Origin of the sequence: Pseudomonas sp. FDAARGOS_761 (assembly GCF_013343155.1) — a bacterium.
GTDB lineage: Bacteria > Pseudomonadota > Gammaproteobacteria > Pseudomonadales > Pseudomonadaceae > Pseudomonas > Pseudomonas aeruginosa.
On record NZ_CP054572.1, the window covers coordinates 5196485 to 5213815 of the forward strand.

17 protein-coding genes are annotated in these 17331 nt (G+C 69.0%); 7 read left to right on the plus strand and 10 right to left on the minus strand.

Annotated elements, in window-relative coordinates:
* The first annotated feature begins 79 nt into the window (after positions 1-79).
* A complete protein-coding gene (locus tag FOC67_RS24230) occupies positions 80-1231 on the plus strand; it encodes a glycerophosphodiester phosphodiesterase (RefSeq protein ID WP_003117884.1) in 1152 nt (383 codons plus the stop codon).
* Positions 1232-1267: 36 nt separating this feature from the next.
* On the opposite strand, the gene FOC67_RS24235 is transcribed toward FOC67_RS24230, so the two are convergent.
* On the minus strand, positions 1268-1630 hold the full coding sequence (locus FOC67_RS24235; RefSeq protein WP_009315043.1) for a hypothetical protein: 363 nt from the start codon (positions 1628-1630) through the stop codon (positions 1268-1270).
* Between the two features lie 191 nt (positions 1631-1821).
* Here FOC67_RS24235 and FOC67_RS24240 point away from each other — a divergent pair, with 191 nt between their 5' ends.
* From FOC67_RS24240 to FOC67_RS24250, 3 genes are read left to right on the plus strand one after another with little or no spacing between them, the layout of a single operon-like run.
* Positions 1822-3207 (plus strand): DUF2868 domain-containing protein, encoded by a 1386-nt coding sequence (locus tag FOC67_RS24240; RefSeq protein ID WP_009877388.1) that lies wholly within the window; start codon positions 1822-1824, stop codon positions 3205-3207.
* Positions 3200-4579: a GTPase/DUF3482 domain-containing protein gene (locus tag FOC67_RS24245; RefSeq protein WP_009315038.1), complete on the plus strand. Its 1380-nt coding sequence runs from the start codon at positions 3200-3202 to the stop codon at positions 4577-4579. The genes FOC67_RS24240 and FOC67_RS24245 overlap by 8 nt, the downstream gene beginning before the upstream one ends.
* Before the next feature lie 34 nt (positions 4580-4613).
* Entirely contained in the window at positions 4614-5411 is a 798-nt protein-coding gene (locus FOC67_RS24250) for an FkbM family methyltransferase (RefSeq protein WP_003112965.1), read from the plus strand.
* Positions 5412-5437: 26 nt separating this feature from the next.
* On the opposite strand, the gene FOC67_RS24255 is transcribed toward FOC67_RS24250, so the two are convergent.
* The 3 genes from FOC67_RS24255 to FOC67_RS24265 form a co-directional block, all read right to left on the minus strand.
* Positions 5438-6232, minus strand: coding sequence for a thymidylate synthase (locus tag FOC67_RS24255; protein ID WP_009315037.1), 795 nt, complete (start codon positions 6230-6232; stop codon positions 5438-5440).
* 205 nt (positions 6233-6437) lie between these two features.
* On the minus strand, positions 6438-7238 hold the full coding sequence (gene lgt, locus FOC67_RS24260) for a prolipoprotein diacylglyceryl transferase (protein ID WP_003128900.1): 801 nt from the start codon (positions 7236-7238) through the stop codon (positions 6438-6440).
* A gap of 9 nt (positions 7239-7247) precedes the next feature.
* Positions 7248-8051 carry a sulfite exporter TauE/SafE family protein gene (locus FOC67_RS24265; protein ID WP_003110587.1) on the minus strand — a complete coding sequence of 268 codons (804 nt, stop codon included), beginning with the start codon at positions 8049-8051 and terminating at the stop codon, positions 7248-7250.
* Between the two features lie 121 nt (positions 8052-8172).
* Here FOC67_RS24265 and FOC67_RS24270 point away from each other — a divergent pair, with 121 nt between their 5' ends.
* Positions 8173-8928, plus strand: a complete 756-nt coding sequence (locus FOC67_RS24270; protein WP_003084407.1) for an NRDE family protein — start codon at positions 8173-8175, stop codon at positions 8926-8928.
* Positions 8929-8931: 3 nt separating this feature from the next.
* On the opposite strand, the gene FOC67_RS24275 is transcribed toward FOC67_RS24270, so the two are convergent.
* From FOC67_RS24275 to FOC67_RS24285, 3 genes are all read right to left on the minus strand, one after another.
* On the minus strand, positions 8932-9969 hold the full coding sequence (locus FOC67_RS24275; RefSeq protein ID WP_003084406.1) for a sensor domain-containing diguanylate cyclase: 1038 nt from the start codon (positions 9967-9969) through the stop codon (positions 8932-8934).
* Between the two features lie 118 nt (positions 9970-10087).
* Positions 10088-12367 (minus strand): phosphoenolpyruvate--protein phosphotransferase, encoded by a 2280-nt coding sequence (ptsP, locus tag FOC67_RS24280; RefSeq protein ID WP_003084404.1) that lies wholly within the window; start codon positions 12365-12367, stop codon positions 10088-10090.
* Positions 12368-12389: 22 nt separating this feature from the next.
* Positions 12390-12869 carry an RNA pyrophosphohydrolase gene (locus FOC67_RS24285; protein WP_003084400.1) on the minus strand — a complete coding sequence of 160 codons (480 nt, stop codon included), beginning with the start codon at positions 12867-12869 and terminating at the stop codon, positions 12390-12392.
* Between the two features lie 203 nt (positions 12870-13072).
* Between FOC67_RS24285 and FOC67_RS24290 the strand changes: the two genes are divergently transcribed.
* Both FOC67_RS24290 and FOC67_RS24295 read left to right on the plus strand, forming a co-directional pair.
* Positions 13073-13726 (plus strand): HAD family phosphatase, encoded by a 654-nt coding sequence (locus tag FOC67_RS24290; protein ID WP_003084397.1) that lies wholly within the window; start codon positions 13073-13075, stop codon positions 13724-13726.
* Positions 13727-13775: 49 nt separating this feature from the next.
* Positions 13776-15017, plus strand: a complete 1242-nt coding sequence (locus FOC67_RS24295; RefSeq protein ID WP_009315033.1) for an MFS transporter — start codon at positions 13776-13778, stop codon at positions 15015-15017.
* Here the strand turns inward: FOC67_RS24295 and FOC67_RS24300 are convergent.
* Genes FOC67_RS24300 through FOC67_RS24310 form a run of 3 tightly spaced genes read right to left on the minus strand, consistent with a single transcriptional unit; the run spans position 14990 to position 17243 of the window.
* A complete protein-coding gene (locus FOC67_RS24300) occupies positions 14990-15457 on the minus strand; it encodes a DUF2269 domain-containing protein (protein WP_003084393.1) in 468 nt (155 codons plus the stop codon). The two genes, FOC67_RS24295 and FOC67_RS24300, sit on opposite strands and share 28 nt — an antisense overlap.
* On the minus strand, positions 15454-16725 hold the full coding sequence (locus FOC67_RS24305; RefSeq protein ID WP_009315032.1) for an SDR family oxidoreductase: 1272 nt from the start codon (positions 16723-16725) through the stop codon (positions 15454-15456). Before FOC67_RS24305 ends, FOC67_RS24300 begins: the two co-directional genes overlap by 4 nt.
* Positions 16726-16775: 50 nt before the next feature.
* Positions 16776-17243: a DUF2269 family protein gene (locus tag FOC67_RS24310; protein ID WP_003112958.1), complete on the minus strand. Its 468-nt coding sequence runs from the start codon at positions 17241-17243 to the stop codon at positions 16776-16778.
* Between the last annotated feature and the right edge of the window lie 88 nt (positions 17244-17331).

Below are 17331 nucleotides of genomic sequence, written 5' to 3' on the forward strand. Positions count from 1 at the left end.
GAAACGGGCAAAGAAGTATCACCTGGCTGCGTCACTCTGCTGGACTGGAACACTCCCGAACCGCCGACGAGGACCCGTCATGCAACCAGCCTTCCTGCGCCGCCACCTCGGCGCCGCCTGCCTGATGCTCGCCGCTGGCCTGGCCAGCGCTGCCCACGCCGACACCGGCAACGTACAACGCGCCATCGACTGGGCCCAGGGCCAGGCCTCCGTTCGCCACCCGGCCAGCGACGAACGCTCGCCTCTGGTCATCGCCCACCGTGGCGCCAGCGGTTACGTACCGGAACACACCCTGGGCGCCTACGCCCTGGCGGTGATGATGGGCGCCGACTACGTCGAGCCGGACCTGGTGATGACCCGCGACGGCAAGCTGGTCGCCCGCCACGACAACGAGCTGGGCCTGACCACCGATGTCGCCCAGCACCCGGAATTCGCCGACCGCAAGCGCACGCAGAAAGTCGACGGAGTGGAACTCACCGGCTGGTTCAGCGAAGACTTCACCCTCGCCGAACTGAAGACCCTGCGCGCCATCGAGCGCATCCCCACGATCCGCCCGGGCAATGCGCGCCTGGACGGCACCTTCGAGATCCCCACCCTGCAGGAGATCATCGACCTGGTGAAAAGCCTGCAAATCAGCCAGCAACGCACCATCGGCCTGTACCCCGAGATCAAGCACGGCACCCACTTCCAGCGCCTCGGCCTGGCCATGGAACGCCCGCTGGTGAAGACCCTGCACCGCAACGGCTACCTCGGTCCGCGCGCGCCGGTATTCATCCAGTCCTTCGAGGTGAACAACCTGAAGGAACTCAAGCGCCTCACCGGCATCCGCCTGGTCCAGCTCTACGGCAGCGGCCAGCCCTACGACCAGCAGGCCAGCGGCGGCAGCCTGACCTACGCCGAGATGGCCACCGCCAAGGGCCTGCGCCAGGTGGCGCGCTACGCCTACGGGGTCGGTCCGGACAAGAGCTACGTGATTCCTCGCGATGCCAACGGCAACCTCGGCCAGCCGACCCGCTTCGTCGGCGACGCCCACGCCGCCGGGCTGAAGGTGCATCCCTACACCTTCCGCGCGGAAAACAGCTTCCTTCCGGCGGAGTTCCGCAGCGCCGACGGCAACCCACAGTCGCGCGGCGACCTGGCCGGCGAGATCAGGGCCTACCTCGACGCCGGCATCGACGGCCTGTTCAGCGACCAGCCGGACGTCGCCGTGCGCCTGCGCGAGCAGCGCTGACGCAGCCCGACCGGCGCTCGTACGCGGGCGCCGGCCTCATGGACACTCGATGTAGCCGTCGAAGGGCTGTGCCTTGCCCTTCTCCAGCGCCTGCCGCCTGATGCTCCGGCAGATCCGCCGATCGCGCTCGTGCATGGCGTCGATCGACGGGTTGCCAGTGGGTTCCACGCCCTTGTGGTCCTTGACGCCAAAGGTCACCAAGGGCTGCTCCGGCTCCACCCGGAAGCGCGACGGCGTTTCCTTCTCCTCCTTGCGCGACGGCGGATCCGCCGCCAGGGTCGGCAACTGGTCGGCCTGCACGCCATAGCGTTGCAGCAAGGAGCCATCGGGCAACTCGTCGGCCAGCGCGCCCGCCATCCCCAGCAACAGCGCCAGGGGGTATCGGCGTACTACCTTCATCTCAGTGTTCCTCTCGCTACCGGCGCCGAACGCTTTCGCCACGGCGCCAGTCAAAATCCCACACCCCGCCGCCAGCCGGCTGGCAAGCCAGCATGAGCCGCCGGGGCGCTTTTTGCTATGTTTGGCGCTGATCAGACGCCGTTGGCCGGGCACGATTCACGCTCGGCAGGGAAATCGACACAGGAGGTGACTTGAGTCACACGACGCATCCCGGCCTCGACGCCCTCTGGCTGACCGAGGCCGTTCGCCTGCGCGAGGAGCAGGCCGGTCCGCTGGAAGACAGCGAGGCGCTTCGCCAGGCGCTGGCCCAGGGCGGTTCCCTGCCGCGCCGTATTCTCACCCGCGCCCACTGGCTGGGCCGCCGCGAGGGCCTGCTCGACGCCCAGCGGACCTGGCGCCAGGGTTCGCGGCTGGCGCTGGCCCTGCTGCTGGTGCTGGCCCTGGCCAGCGGCGCCGGACTGGCCTTCGCCGCGCTTGGCGACGGCCAGCGCCCGGTCAACGTGTTCTGGGCGCTGGCCAGCCTCCTCGGCCTGCACCTGCTGACCCTGCTCGGCTGGGCCCTCGGCCTGCTCGCCGGCGGCGAGGCCGCGGGCGCGCTCGGCCGGCTCTGGCTGTGGCTCAGCGGCAAGCTGGCGCGCGATGCTCGCGCCGCGCACCTGGCGCCGGCGCTATTGGTCCTGCTCGGCCGGCGCCGGCTGGCGCGCTGGGGCCTCGGCGCGCTGGTCCACGGGCTCTGGCTGCTCGGCCTGCTGACCGCGCTGGCCATGCTCCTCGGCCTGCTGGCGACCCGCCGCTACGGTTTCGTCTGGGAAACCACCATTCTCGGCAGCGATACCTTCATCACCTTTACCCAGGCGCTCGGCGCCCTGCCGGCGTTGCTTGGCTTCCCGTTGCCGGACGCCGAGCTGATCCGCGCCAGCGGCGACGCCGCCCTGGCCAGCGAAGCCGCACGGCACGCCTGGGCCGGCTGGCTGGTAGGCGTACTGCTGGTCTATGGGGTCCTGCCGCGCGCGCTGCTCGGTCTGTTCTGCCTGTGGCGCTGGAAACGCGGCCTGGCCGACCTCGACCTGGACCTCGACGACCCAGGCTACAGCCTGCTGCGCGAACGCTTGATGCCGGCCAGCGAACGCCTCGGCGTCAGCGACGCGGCGCCGGACTGGCTGCCGGAGCCGCAGGGCGGCCAGTCCGGCCAGGAAGCCGCCGGAGCGGTGCTGGTGGCGGTGGAGCTGGACGATCGCCGGCCCTGGCCGCCGAAGCTCGCCGAAGGCGTCGCCGACGCCGGCATCCTCGACGACGGCCAGCAGCGCCGTCGTCTGCTCGAACAACTGACCCGCTACCCGCCGGCGCGCCTGGCCATCGCCTGCGACCCGCGTCGCTCGCCGGACCGTGGCACCCTGGCACTGCTCGGCGAACTCGCCCGCTGCGCCGCCAGCACCCGCATCTGGCTGCTCCAGGCTCCGCCCGGCGAAGCGCTCGACAGCGACCGCCTGGGCGACTGGCACGCCGCCCTGGAGCGCCTGCAACTGCCGCACGGCGAGACCTCGCCGCTGGCCTGGCTGGAGACCGGCCATGACTGAGCCGCTGATCCTGGCCGTGGTCGGCCACACCAATACCGGCAAGACCTCGCTGCTGCGCACCCTGACTCGCGACCGCGGATTCGGCGAAGTCTCCCATCGCCCCAGCACCACCCGCCACGTCGAGGGCGCCAGGCTGTCGGTGGACGGCGAAGCGCTGCTGGAACTCTACGACACGCCCGGCCTGGAAGACGCCATCGCCCTGCTCGACTACCTGGACGCCCTGGAGCGCCCCGGCGAGCGTCTCGATGGCCCGGAACGCATGGCGCGGTTGCTGGACAGCAACGAAGCGCGCGGGCGTTTCGAACAGGAAGCCAAGGTGGTCCGCCAGTTGCTCGCCTCCGACGCCGGGCTCTACGTGATCGACGCCCGCGAACCGGTGCTGGCCAAGTATCGCGACGAACTGGCGGTGCTCGCCGGCTGCGGCCGGCCGCTGCTGCCGGTGCTGAACTTCGTCGCCAGCCCGCAGCATCGCGAGGAGGAGTGGCGCGCCGCCCTCGCTCGCCTGGGCCTGCACGCCCTGGTGCGTTTCGACAGCGTGGCGCCGCCGCTGGACGGCGAACGGCGCCTCTACGAGAGCCTGGCGCTGCTGCTGGAGCGCGCCCGGCCGCAACTCGACCGGCTGATCGCCGACCATGAGACCCAGGCCGCCGCGCGCCTGCGCGCCGGGCAACGGCTGATCGCCGAATTGCTGGTCGACGTCGCCGCCTGCCGGCGCCTGGTGCCCGGCGGCGAAAGCGCCGTGCAGGAAGCCACCCGCGACCTGCACCAGCAGGTGCGCAAGCGCGAGCAGGCCTGCGTGGAAGCGCTGCTGCGGCTCTACGCCTTCGCCAGGGACGACGCCCGCGCCGCCGACCTGCCGCTGCTCGACGGCCGCTGGGGCGACGATCTGTTCAATCCGGAGACCCTGCGCCAACTCGGTATCCGCCTCGGCGGCGGGGTTGCGGCCGGTGCCGCGGCCGGCGCCGGCATCGACCTGCTGGTGGGCGGCGTCACCCTTGGCGCCGCCGCCGCCCTCGGCGCCCTCGCTGGCGGCGCCTGGCAGACCGTCGGGCACTACGGTTCGCGCCTGCTCGGCAAGCTCAAGGGCGCCCGCGAGCTGACCGTCAACGACGCCGTGCTGCGCTTGCTTGCGCTGCGCCAACGGCAGCTCCTGGCAGCCCTGCAAACGCGCGGCCACGCGGCGATCGAGGCGATCCGCCTGGAGACCCCGGAGGACAAGCAGTGGCGCGAAGGCAAGCTGCCGGAAGCACTGCGCAAGGCGCGCGCGCATCCGGAGTGGTCGTCGCTGAACGGCAGGCGGGTGAGCGGCAGCGACCGCCAGGAACAGATCGACGCGCTGGCCGAATTGCTGGAGAGCGGACGCGGGGAATGACAGACTGGGCGACGATCGCCCAAGAGGTAGGCCCATGCCCTTCGTTTCCTACGCGCAGAACCTGGAAGACGTCCGACTCTGGCGGGCCCTGAAACTCTTCCCCAGGGGGTTCTACATCGACGTCGGCGCCAACCACCCGCGGATCGACTCGGTCACCCTGGCGTTCTACGAGCGCGGCTGGCGCGGCATCAACATCGAACCGCTGCCCCACCTGCACCGCGAGCTGGAGCGGGAACGGCCGGAAGACCTCAACCTGAACCTCGCCATTGGCGAGCGCGAAGGCCGCGCCACGCTCTACGAGATGGCCGCCTCGGGTCTCTCCACCCTGGACCCCGAGCTAGCCCGCCAGCGCCAGGCCGAGGGCTGCACGGCCACTCCGCGCGAAGTGAAGGTCAGCACCCTGGACGCGATCTGCGCGGCCCATGTCGAAGGGCCGATCCACTTCCTCAAGATCGACGTCGAAGGGCTGGAAGGCGCGGTGCTCCGCGGCCTCGACCTGAACCGCTGGCGCCCGTGGCTGATCCTCGCGGAAACTCCGTTCGACCACGACCCCGAGTGGAAAGCGCCGCTGCTCGCCGCGGGCTACCGTTTCGTCCACTTCGACGGCCTTAACGGCTATTACCTGGCGGAGGAACAGGCCCGCCTGGAAGGCGCCTTCGCGCTACCGCCGAACCTGCTGGACGACTTCCAGCTCTGCCATGGCCACGCCATGAGCCATCCGGTCGCACCGCTGGAGCAGGCCCTGGAGCAGGCGCTGCAACGCGCAGAAGATGCGGAGCGGGCTTTGCGGGACTGGCGCGCGCTTCCCTGGTACCGCCGCCTGTTCGGTTGAGCGGAGCCGACGGCTCCGCCGAAGGGTCAGACCGCGACCGGTGCCTTGATGTGCGGATGGGCCTCGTAGCCGACCAGCTCGAAGTCCTCGAAGCGGAAGTCGAACAGATCCTTCACCTCGGGATTCAGCTTCATGCTCGGCAACGGCAGCGGCTCGCGGGTCAACTGCAGGTCGGCCTGCTCCAGGTGGTTGGCGTACAGGTGGCAATCGCCGCCGGTCCAGATGAACTCGCCCGGCTGCAGGCCGGCGACCTGCGCCACCATCAGGGTCAGCAGGGCATAGCTGGCGATGTTGAAGGGTACGCCGAGGAAGATGTCCGCCGAACGCTGGTAGAGCTGGCAGCTGAGCTTGCCGTCGGCGACGTAGAACTGGAACAGCGCGTGGCAGGGCGGCAGGGCCATCTCGTCGATCAGCGCCGGGTTCCAGGCGGAGACGATCAGCCGGCGCGAGTCCGGATTCTTCTTCAGCATCGCCATCAGGTTGGTGATCTGGTCGATGTGGCGGCCGTCCGGCGCCGGCCAGGAGCGCCACTGGTAGCCATACACCGGGCCGAGGTCGCCGTTCTCGTCGGCCCACTCGTCCCAGATCGAGACGCCGTGCTCCTTGAGGTAGGCGATATTGGTGGAGCCCTTGAGGAACCACAGCAGCTCGTGGACGATCGACTTGAGATGGCACTTCTTGGTGGTCACCAGGGGGAAGCCCGCGGCCAGATCGAAGCGCATCTGGTGGCCGAACACGCTATAGGTGCCGGTGCCGGTGCGGTCGCTCTTGAAGGTGCCGTGCTCGCGCACGTGGCGCATCAGGTCGAGGTACTGTTTCATCGGAGGCTCGGATCGATATCGGTGCGGCGCCGACGTGGCGGCTCCCACCGAGGGATGACAGAAGGATGGCCAAGTCTACGGCGACGGAGCCTGCATCGCCAGTTCGGCGCGACCGGCGCAAGCCATGCACGCCCTGGCGCGGAAAGCCGGCTGCCCGGAGCGGATGACGCCTGCGACGTTATCCGCCCCGGGCACGAAAAGCGGCTCAGGCCGTCTTCGGCTGCGCCGCGTCGCGGCGGTAGGCCCAGACCATCAGGGCAATGCCGGCCAGCACCATCGGTACGCAGAGCACCTGGCCCATGGTCAGCCAACCCCAGGCGAGGTAGCCGAGCTGGGCATCCGGCACGCGGACGAATTCGACGACGAAGCGGAAGATCCCGTAGCACAGCACGAACAGGCCGGAGACCGAGGCGGTCGGCCGTGGCTTGCGGGTGAACAGCCAGAGGATGACGAACAGCGCCACGCCTTCCAGGGCGAACTGGTACAGCTGCGAGGGATGCCGCGGCAGCGGGCCGCCGTTGGGGAAGACCATGGCCCAGGGCACGTCGCTGACCTTGCCCCACAGCTCCGAGTTGATGAAGTTGCCGATGCGCCCGGCGCCCAGGCCGATGGGCACCAGCGGGGCGATGAAGTCCATCAGCTGGAAGAAGCTCTTGCCATGGCGCTTGCCGAACCACCAGACCGCCAGCATCACGCCGAGCAGACCGCCATGGAAGGACATGCCGCCTTTCCAGACCTCGAAGATCAGCGTCGGGTTGGCGATGTACTCGTCCAGGTTGTAGAACAGCACGTAGCCCAGGCGGCCACCGAGGATCACGCCGCAGGCGACCCAGAAGACCAGGTCGGAAAGGCGCTCCTTGGTCCAGGTCGGGTCGAAGCGCTTCATCCGGCGCGACGCCAGCAGCCAGGCGCCGCCGATCCCGATCAGGTACATCAGCCCGTACCAGTGGATCTTCAGCGGGCCGATGGCCAGCGCAACCGGATCGATCTGGGGATACGTCAGCATCGATAACTCCTACGACAGAAAAGCGAGATCGGGGGTCAGGAAACTTATGCCCACGCTGAACAGCAGCAGGGCGAACAGTCGCTTGAGTACACGCGGCGACAAACGATGCGCCAGGCGCGCGCCGAAGCGGGCGAACAGCATACTGGTGGCGGCGATGCCGACCAACGCCGGCAGATAGACGTAGCCCAGGCTCCACTCCGGCAACTGCGGGTTGTGCCAGCCGACCGCGATGAACGACAGGGCGCCGGAAATGGCGATAGGTAGGCCGCAGGCCGAGGAAGTCGCCACCGCCTGCTGCATCGGCACGCTGCGCCAACTGAGGAAAGGCACGGTCAGCGAACCGCCGCCGATGCCGAAGATCGCCGAGGCCCAGCCGATCACCGCGCCGGCCAGGGTCAGGCCGCCCTTGCCGGGCACCTCGCGGCTACCCTTTGGCTTGAGATCGAGAACCATCTGCAAAGCGACCAGGATGGCGAACACCCCGATTATCTTCTGCAACAGCGGCCCCTTGATCTGCGCCGCGGTCAGCGCGCCGAGGGCACTGCCGATGAGGATGCCGAGGGTCATCCAGGCGAACACCGGCCAGCGCACCGCGCCGCGCCGATGGTGTTCGAGAATGGAATTGATCGAAGTGAAGACGATGGTCGCCAGGGAGGTGCCGACCGCCATCTGGGTCAGGACGTCGCCGCCGAAACCGTGCGCGGTGAAGCTGAAGACCAGCGCCGGGACGATGATCAGGCCGCCACCGACGCCGAACAGTCCGGCCAGCACGCCGGCACAGGCGCCCAGCACGATATAGAGGAGAAACTCCATGCACGCCCCCGTTGGAAAGCCGGCATGGTAACGGAATTGCGCGCCGCGCGGCAGGCGTCGTGCTTGAACGGCGATGGCGGATGCCTTTAGCCTGACGGCCAGCCCATCCCAAGGATCGCGCATGTGCCTGATCGTCTTCGCCTGGCAACCGGGGCACGCCCTGCCGCTGCTGGTCGCCGCCAACCGTGACGAATTCTATGCCCGCCCGAGCCTGCCGCTGGCGGCCTGGGAGGACGCCGAGGGGGTATTCGCCGGACGCGACCTGGAGGCCGGCGGCACCTGGCTGGGGCTCGGCCCGGCCGGCCGTTTCGCCGCCCTGACCAACGTCCGCGATCCGTCGCAGGCTCTCGGCAAGCGCTCCCGTGGCGAACTGGTGGCGGACTTCCTGCGCGGCGGCGGCAACCCGGCCGACTACCTGGCGCAGGTCGCCGGGCGCGCCGCGGACTATTCCGGCTTCAACCTGCTCATTGGCGATCGCCATCAGCTCTGGCACTACAACCCCCGCGTAGGGCCACCGCGCCTGCTGCCGGCGGGGGTCTACGGGCTGTCCAACGCGGCCCTCGATACGCCCTGGCCGAAGCTGCTCAAGGCTCGCGCCGCCCTCGCCGAGCGGCTTGCCGAGCCGCATCCGCAGGCCCTGCTGGAGCTGCTGGCCGACGCAGCGCCGGCCGCCGACAGCCAGTTGCCGGATACCGGCGTGGGTCTGGCCACGGAACGTCTGCTCTCCAGCGTGTTCATCGCCAGCCCGAGCTACGGCACTCGCGCCAGCAGCGTCGTACGGGTACACGCCGACGGCACGCGGGAGATGATCGAGCGCAGCTTCGGGCCGTCCGGCGCCCGGCTCGGCGAGGTCAGCCTGGTGCTGCCGCCAGGCTGACCTTCAGCAACAGGCCACGCAATCGCGACGCTGCTTGGCCCGATAGAGGGCGTCGTCCACCCGGCACAGCAGCAGGTCGAGGGTCTCGCCATCGTTCAGCACGCCGACGCCGAAGCTGGCGGTCAACCGCTCGCCCATCTCGAAGGACTGCGAGCGAACCCGCTGGCGCAGGCGTTCGGCCAAGGCCGCCGCGGCCTCCAGGCCGGTTTCCGGAAGCAGCAGGATGAACTCCTCGCCGCCCCAGCGCGCCAGCACGTCGACCTCGCGCAGCTCGCTGGCGACCAGGCGGCCGAAGGCGACCAGCACGCGATCGCCGGTGGAGTGGCCGAACAGGTCGTTGATCCGCTTGAAGTGATCGACATCGATCATCACCAGTGCCGTCGCGCGTCCATGGCGCTGCCGGCGCATCCATTCATGGTGCAGGCACTGCTCGAACTTGCGCCGGTTGTACAGCTCGGTGAGCGGATCGATTTCGCTCAGGCGCTGGGCCTCGGCCATCTTCGAGGCCAGCGCCTGGTTGACCCGGTGCAGCGCCTCGGTGCGCTCGGCCACCAGGTCCTCGAGACGCCGGTTCCAGTCGAACAGTTCCTCGTTGCGCTGCTGCAACTCCAGCTCGACCAGCTTGCGCTGATGGATCTCGTGGTGCGCACCGATCATCCGCCGTGGCTCGCCGCGCTCGTCGAACTCGACGAAACGCCCGCGATCGCTGATCCACAGGTAATCCCCGCTGTAGGTGCGGCAGCGGTATTCCTCGCAGTATTCCGGGCTTTCGCCGTCGAGGTAGGCCTGGAAGCTGGCCATCACCCGCGGATAGTCCTCGGGATGGATGATGTTCTTCCAGGTCTCCACGCTCTCCGGCAGGCTATGCGGCGGATAGCCGAGCATCAGGTACCAGCCGGCGCTGCGGCTGACCTGGTTGGTCGCGATGTTCCAGTCCCAGATCCCGTCGCTGACGATCTCCAGGGCATATCGCAGGGTTTTCTCAAGGTCTTCGCGTGACAGCGGAAGAAGACCTGGCGGCTTCGACGCCCGTTCGTCCATTTTGCGGCAATCCCTCGCACGTTCGACTGGCCAGTGGCCTCTACCGAATGGCAGGCAGTCTATACGCTTGCGGGGAAAGCGTAAGCGCCGCACGACGAAGCGTCCGGCGCGCGGGAAATCAGGGCTGGACGGTAGCCGCCGGGTTGATCACGCGACCCAGGCCGAGGTTGCGCAACGCCAGGTGCAGCGAGCTGTGGATGACCTGCGGGTTGTCGAAGGTGAGCAACTGGCCGAGCAGGTCCCGGGCCTTGTCCAGGGTGATCTGGCGCAGCAGCCACTTCACCTTGGGCAGGTTGGTGGCGTTCATCGACAGGCTGTCGAAGCCCATCGCCATCAGCAGCACGGCAGCCGCGGGATCGCCGGCCATCTCGCCGCAGATGCTCACCGGCTTGCCTTCCAGGTGGGCATCGTCGACCACCTTCTTCAACGCATGCAGCACGGCCGGATGCAGGTAGTCGTAGAGGTCGGCGACCCGCGGATTGTTGCGGTCGACCGCCAGCAGGTACTGGGTCAGGTCGTTCGAACCGACCGAAAGGAAGTCGACCTGGCGGGCCAGCTCGCGGGTCTGGTACACGGCGGCGGGAATCTCGACCATCATGCCGATGGGCGGCATGGCGATGTCCACGCCCTCGTCGCGCACCTCGCCCCAGGCGCGGTGGATCAGGTGCAGGGCCTCTTCCAGCTCGTGGGTGCCGGAGATCATCGGCAGCAGGATGCGCAGGTTGTCCAGTCCTTCGCTGGCCTTGAGCATGGCGCGGGTCTGGACCAGGAAGATCTCCGGGTGGTCGAGGGTGACGCGGATGCCGCGCCAGCCGAGGAACGGGTTGTCTTCCTTGATCGGGAAGTAGGACAGCGCCTTGTCGCCGCCGATATCCAGGGTGCGCATGGTCACCGGCAGCGGGTGGAAGGCACTGAGCTGCTCGCGGTAGATCGCCAGCTGTTCCTTCTCGCTGGGGAAGCGGTCGTTGATCATGAACGGCACTTCGGTGCGGTACAGGCCCACGCCCTCGGCGCCACGCTCCTGGGCGCGGGCGACATCGGCGAGCAGGCCGGTGTTGACCCAGAGCGGCATGCGGTGGCCGTCGAGGGTCTCGCAGGGCAGCTCGCGCAGGGCCGCCAGGCCCTTGCTCAGCTCGCGCTCCTCGGCGACCACGTCGCTGTACTGGCGCACCAGCTCGGCGGAGGGGTTGGTGTAGACCTCGCCGTGGTAGCCATCGACGATCAGGTCGATACCGTCGACCTTGGAGTACGGCAGGTCGACCGCCCCCATCACCGTGGGGATGCCCATGGCACGGGCGAGGATCGCCACGTGCGAGTTGCCCGAGCCGAGCACCGAGACCAGGCCGACCAGGCGCCCTTCCGGCACCTCGCCGAGCATCGCCGGCGACAGCTCCTCGCTGACGATGATGGTCTGTTCCGGGTAGGTCAGGTTCTGCTTGCGTTCTTCCTGGAGGTAGGCGAGCAGGCGGCGACCGATGTCCTTGACGTCGGAGGCGCGCTCGCGGAGATAGGCGTCGTCCATCAGCTCGAAGCGCTGCACGTGCTCCATCACCACCTGGCGCAGGGCGCCCTGGGCCCACTGGCCGGTACGGATGATGCGCTTGACCTCGTTGCCGATGGAGGCATCGTCGAGCATCATCAGGTAGACGTCGAACAGCGCGCGTTCTTCCTTGCGCAACTGGCTGGCGAGCTTGCTCGACAGCGCGCGCATGTCGGCGCGAACGCCCTCCAGGGCCTGCTTGAACAGGGCGATCTCGGCGTCGATGTCGTCGACCTGCTTGTCCGGCACCACTTCCAGGTCGGCCGGAGGCAACACCACCACCGCCTTGCCCACCCCGACCCCGGGGGCGCCGGGCACGCCGACGAACTTGGCTTCCTGGATGCCCTTGCCGAGCTTGCCCAGGCCGCGGATCGAACCGGTCGCCTCGGCATGCGCGATGACCCCGGCGAGCTGGGCGCTCATGGTGACGAGGAAGGCTTCCTCGCCTTCGTCGAACTGGCGGCGCTCCTTCTGCTGCACCACCAGCACCCCCATCACCCGCCGATGGTGGATGATCGGCGCGCCGAGGAACGACGCGTAGCGCTCCTCGCCGGTCTCGGCGAAATAGCGGTAGCGCGGGTGGGCGGCGGCGTTCTCCAGGTTGAGCGGCTCCTCGCGGGTGCCGACCAGGCCGACCAGGCCTTCGCTGGGAGCCATGCTGACCTTGCCGATGGAACGCTTGTTGAGGCCTTCGGTGGCCATCAGGACGAAACGCTGGGTCTCGGTGTCGAGCAGGTACACCGAGCAGACCTGGGTACCCATGGCTTCCTTGACCCGCTGCACGATGATGCCCAGCGCCGCCTTCAGATCCTTGGCGGAGTTCACTTCCTGGACGATCTTGCGCAGCGTGTTGAGCATGCTCGGGGCCTTGTCTCCGTGTTCAGTCCCGCGCCAGAAGGCGCGGGGCCAGTTCCTTCAGGGCGCGGCGGTAGACCTCGCGCTTGAAGGTCACCACCTGTCCCAGGGGGTACCAGTAACTCACCCAGCGCCAGCCGTCGAACTCGGGCTTGCTGGTGATATCCATGCGCACGCGCGCCTCGTCGGACATCAGCCGCAGCAGGAACCATTTCTGCTTCTGGCCGATGCACAGCGGCTGGCTGTGGGTCCGCACCAGGCGCTGCGGCAAACGGTAGCGCAGCCAGCCGCGGGTACAGGCCAGGATGCGCACGTCCCCGGCCTCCAGCCCGACTTCTTCGTTCAATTCGCGATACAGCGCCTCTTCCGGCGTTTCGCGATCATTGATGCCTCCCTGCGGGAACTGCCAGGCTTCCTGATTGATACGCCGCGCCCACAGCACCTGCCCCGCCTCGTTGGCGAGAATGATGCCGACATTCGGGCGAAAACCATCGGAATCGATCACGCTGGGACATCCTCGAAATCGCATGTGCCCGCATTGTTCCATAAAGCTTGTGATAGCGGCAACGCGCGGCTTTGCGACTCGTGCGGGGAGGATACAGGGCCGGCAAAAGCCGGTAGGCTAGGGGTTTTCCCAAGGCCCGGTGGGAGCCTTCGCAAAAGGCTCTCGCGGCCCTCCCGCCACCCGCCAACCGATGGAGTCACCCCGTGCGTCTGGCCCTTTTCGATCTCGACAACACCCTGCTCGCCGGCGACAGCGACCATAGCTGGGGCGAATGGCTGTGCCAGCGCGGCCTGGTCGACGCCGCCGAATACCAGGCGCGCAACGACGCCTTCTATGCCGACTACGTGGCCGGCAAGCTCGACGTCCTTGCCTACCAGGCCTTCACCCAGGCGATCCTCGGTCGCACCGAGATGGCCCAGCTGGAAACCTGGCACCGCCAATTCATGCAGGAAGTGATCGAGCCGATCGTGCTGGCCAAGGGCGAGGCGCTGCTCGCCGAGCACCGCGCCGCCGGCGACCGGCTGGTGATCATCACCGCCACCAACCGCTTCGTCACCGGCCCGATCGCCGAACGACTCGGGGTGGAGACCCTGATTGCCACCGAGTGCGAGATGCGCGACGGCCGCTACACCGGGCAGACCTTCGACGTGCCCTGCTTCCAGGGCGGCAAGGTGGTTCGCCTGCAACGCTGGCTCGACGAGAACGGCCTGAACCTGGAAGGCGCCAGCTTCTATAGCGACTCGCTGAACGACCTGCCGCTGCTGGAGAAGGTCAGCCGGCCGGTGGCCGTCGACCCCGATCCGCGCCTGCGCGCCGAGGCGGAAAAACGCGGCTGGCCGATCATTTCCCTGCGTTGACCCACTGACAAGCGCGCCGTCCGACGGGCGGCGCCACGGCGGACCCAGGATGCCCCACACCGCCCCCGCTCCCGGCTCGCTGCGGCCGGTCGTGATCGTCGCCCTGGTCACCGCGCTATGCCTGGCCGGCGATTCGATGCTTTATATCGCCCTGCCGATCTACTGGCACGAGGTCGGCCTGGAGGCGCTCTGGCAGGTCGGCGTGCTGCTGTCGATCAACCGCCTGATCCGCCTGCCCTTCAATCCGCTGATCGGCCGCCTGTACAAGCACCTGGCACTGAAGACCGGCCTGCTCCTGGCGGTCGTCATCGGCGTGTTGAGCACCGCCGGCTACGGCCTGGCCAGCGGTTTCCTGGCCTGGGTGCTGCTGCGCGGACTGTGGGGGATCGGCTGGTCGTTCTTCCGCATCGGCGGGCTCTCGGCGGTGGTCTACTGCGCCGCCGACCACCAGCGCGGCCGCGCCATGGGCCTGTACAACGGCCTCTACCGCCTGGGCAGCCTGGTCGGCATGCTGCTCGGCGGGCTGCTGGTGCCGGTCCTCGGCCTGCCGGCGCTGGCGCTGTCCTTCGCGATCCTGGCACTGCTCGGCCTGCCGCTGCTGGCGAAGGGTTTCGACCTGCCGGAGAATCCCGCCGGACATGCGCGGACCTCCGCCGCAACGGCATCCACCAGCGTCGCCAGGCGCCCGCCGCCGCGCGGCCTGGTGATCCTCAGCGGCTTCGCCACCGCGCTCCTGATCCAGGGCGTGCTCGCCGCCACCCTGAGCGCGCTGATCGCCCGCAGCTTCGGCACCGAGGTCAGCCTGCTCGGCCTGGCGCTCAGCGCCGCCGGCCTCTCCGGGATCATCCAGGCCCTGCGCTGGTCCTGGGAGCCCTGGCTGGCCGGGCGCTTCGGTGCCTGGTCGGATGGCCCGCGCGGGCGTCGGCGCTTCTACGTGGCTGCGCTACTGGTCGGCGCAATGGGCTTCGGCCTGCTTTCCAGCAGGCTGCCCATTCTCGCCTGGCTGGCCATCGCCCTGCTGGTGATGCTGGTCGCCACCGCCCTCACCACCCTGACCGACGCCCTCGCCGCCGACATCGCCCGCGCCGGCGACGTGGTCGGCTTCATGACCCGCTACTCCATCGTCCAGGACCTTGGTGCCGCGCTGGGCCCGGCCCTGGCCTTCCTCCTGCTGGAGCGGCCCGGCGGCTTCGCCTGGTTGTACTGGGGCGGCTCCCTGGCGTTCCTGGTCCTGGCGTTGCTCTGGTTGCGCCGAGCGGACTCTCAGACCGGCTTGTTGACCATCAGGTAGAAGATGACCATGAAGGCGATGAAGGCCGGCCAGCCGAGGATGAACCAGGCGTTCATGTAGCGGTACGCCAGCGGTTCGATGGGCCGCGCCTCGCGCAAGGCAGCCTCGGCCATGTCGCGCACGCGGATCTGCAACCACACCACCGGTAGCCAGCAGAGCCCGGCGAACACGTAGAGGCCCAGGCTCCACAGCAACCAGCCCTGGGCCAGCGACCAGCCGGCGACATGCACCATGGCCAGGCCGCTGAGCGGCTGGAACACCGCGGTGGTGGCGATGAACAGCCAGTCGGCGGTGACCAGGTGGCGGAAGGTCACTGCGATCACCGGCAACTGCCCGCTGCGCCAGGCACGCAGGGCGTAGTAGGCCGACCCCAGGCCGGTGCCGAAAAGAATGGTCGAGGAAAGGATATGCAGGGTCTTCAGCAGTAGGTAAAGGTTCATCCACGGGCCTCCTTGGCTCGAGGTTCGTCGCCCAGCAGCCAGAGCGTGGCCACCATCAGCACGATGTTCTTGCCGACCGCCATGTAGGGGTCGTACCAGTAGTGCGGCAGGATCAGGCTGATCGCCAGGCTGTAGCCAAGCATCAGCCAGAACTGCGCCAGCAGCGCGCGCCGACGCCAGCGGCGGAGCAGCAGGCCGACGCCGAGCGCGCCATCGAGCAGGGCCCCGGCGATCACCGCCAGGCTCGCCGGCCAGCCGTGGATGCCGGCCTCGCCGAGGATCCGCAGGCCCCAGCCGTAACCCGGCCCCAGGCAGGCGACCAGGGTACCCAGCCAGATCAGCACCAGGGCCGCCAGCATCAGCGGCCGCATCAGAGCCGCCAGGCTGCGTGCCGCCTGCGGCCAGCCGAGCAGCCGACTGGCCAGCGGCGCGCAACGATAGCCGCAGGCCGCATCGAGGAGTGCCGGGTCGGCCAGGTTGTCGTGGCGCACCAGCTTCAGCATCGATGGACTCAGTGTCCGCCAGCCAGCACGCCGGCCAAGCCCGCCCAACGCATCGAGAAGCGCCGCGGGCGGCACCACATAGCGGCCGCGCGGCCAACCCTGGGCGCGGCGCAGCTCGTCCAGCAGCTCGCCCTGGGACAGCGCCTGCGGGCCCACCAGCGGAATCACCTGCGCCCGCTCCGGCCAGCAGCGCAGCAGGGCCAGCACCGCGCCGACCAGGTCCTCGACATGCAGCGGTTGCAGGCGCGCGCGATTGTCCAGCAAGGGAATCAGCGGTAGCGGCGACAGGCGTTCCAGCCAGGCGCTGCTGGCGCCGCCCGGCCCCAGCAGCAGGGACGGGCGCAGCACCAGCGCCGGGATGCCCAGTTCCAGCAGGTGGCGGTCGGCCGCCGCCTTGCTGGCGAGGAAGGCCACGTCCGGGTGCGCACCGGCGCCCAGCGCGGAAATCTGCAGGACCTTCGCCCCATGGGCCGCAGCGAGGTCGAAGAGTGCTCGCGCGCCGCTGTCCTGGACGCGAGCCATGCTCGCCTCGTCGAGGCTCATGGTGCCGGCGGCGTTGATCAGCAGGTCGACCCCGGCGGGCCAGGCGAAGCTGTCCGGCCTTTCCGCAAGCCGCTCCAGGTCGAGCGCCAGCCAGCGTACGCCGGCAGGCGCATCGACCGGCGGGCGGCGCGCGGTGAGGAGCAGTTCGTGTCCGGCGGCGAGCAGCGCCGGGAGCAGGTGCCGCCCGACGAAACCTCCCGCGCCTACCAGCAGAATACGCATGCGTTCCTACAGAACCGGCGAAGGCCGGTGAAGTCCATTTCGTTGGCGTTTCAGAGCGGCTTGCTGACCATCAGTACCGCCACCGCGATGAAGCTGGCCGCACCGAGCAGGGCCATGACCAAGCCCACCTTGATCTCGCGCAGGGTCTGCTCGCCCAGCGCGGCCCCCGCCGTCTCGGCGGCGCCGGCCTGGTGCTGGACCCGCGCCAGGCGGCCGGCGAGGACCAGCCAGAAGATGCAGCCGAGCAGATAGAGGCAGGCGCCGAACAGCAGCCAGCTCTGGCCCAACGGCCAGCCGGCCAGGTGCACCAGCCACCAGCCACTGACCGGCAGGGCCAGCAGGCTGAGCCCCAGCAGCGGCCAGCCGATCAGGCGGACCCGCTTGAAACCGCGCGCGACCCGCGCCGCGTCGCCCGTCCGCCAGCTGCGCCAGGCGTAGAACGCCAGGCCGAGCAGGCCGCCGAAGAGCAGCACGGTGGCGACTCCGTGGAGAATCTTGATCTGGAGAAAATGTTCCATCAGCGCATCCTTGTCCGTGTTCCCGGCCCGTTTGAGGCGCCGGGGGCGGGCTCAGTTCCCGAGGAAGGAGATCACCTGCCCGTGAAGC

Coding starts and splice junctions, on each gene's coding strand:
- FOC67_RS24230 (WP_003117884.1), top strand. CDS start 80: ATGCAACCAGCCTTCCTGCGCCGCCACCTCGGCGCCGCCTGCCTGATG.
- FOC67_RS24235 (WP_009315043.1), bottom strand. CDS start 1,630: ATGAAGGTAGTACGCCGATACCCCCTGGCGCTGTTGCTGGGGATGGCG.
- FOC67_RS24245 (WP_009315038.1), top strand. CDS start 3,200: ATGACTGAGCCGCTGATCCTGGCCGTGGTCGGCCACACCAATACCGGC.
- FOC67_RS24250 (WP_003112965.1), top strand. CDS start 4,614: ATGCCCTTCGTTTCCTACGCGCAGAACCTGGAAGACGTCCGACTCTGG.
- FOC67_RS24255 (WP_009315037.1), bottom strand. CDS start 6,232: ATGAAACAGTACCTCGACCTGATGCGCCACGTGCGCGAGCACGGCACC.
- lgt (WP_003128900.1), bottom strand. CDS start 7,238: ATGCTGACGTATCCCCAGATCGATCCGGTTGCGCTGGCCATCGGCCCG.
- FOC67_RS24265 (WP_003110587.1), bottom strand. CDS start 8,051: ATGGAGTTTCTCCTCTATATCGTGCTGGGCGCCTGTGCCGGCGTGCTG.
- FOC67_RS24270 (WP_003084407.1), top strand. CDS start 8,173: ATGTGCCTGATCGTCTTCGCCTGGCAACCGGGGCACGCCCTGCCGCTG.
- FOC67_RS24275 (WP_003084406.1), bottom strand. CDS start 9,969: ATGGACGAACGGGCGTCGAAGCCGCCAGGTCTTCTTCCGCTGTCACGC.
- ptsP (WP_003084404.1), bottom strand. CDS start 12,367: ATGCTCAACACGCTGCGCAAGATCGTCCAGGAAGTGAACTCCGCCAAG.
- FOC67_RS24295 (WP_009315033.1), top strand. CDS start 13,776: ATGCCCCACACCGCCCCCGCTCCCGGCTCGCTGCGGCCGGTCGTGATC.
- FOC67_RS24300 (WP_003084393.1), bottom strand. CDS start 15,457: ATGAACCTTTACCTACTGCTGAAGACCCTGCATATCCTTTCCTCGACC.
- FOC67_RS24305 (WP_009315032.1), bottom strand. CDS start 16,725: ATGCGTATTCTGCTGGTAGGCGCGGGAGGTTTCGTCGGGCGGCACCTG.
- FOC67_RS24310 (WP_003112958.1), bottom strand. CDS start 17,243: ATGGAACATTTTCTCCAGATCAAGATTCTCCACGGAGTCGCCACCGTG.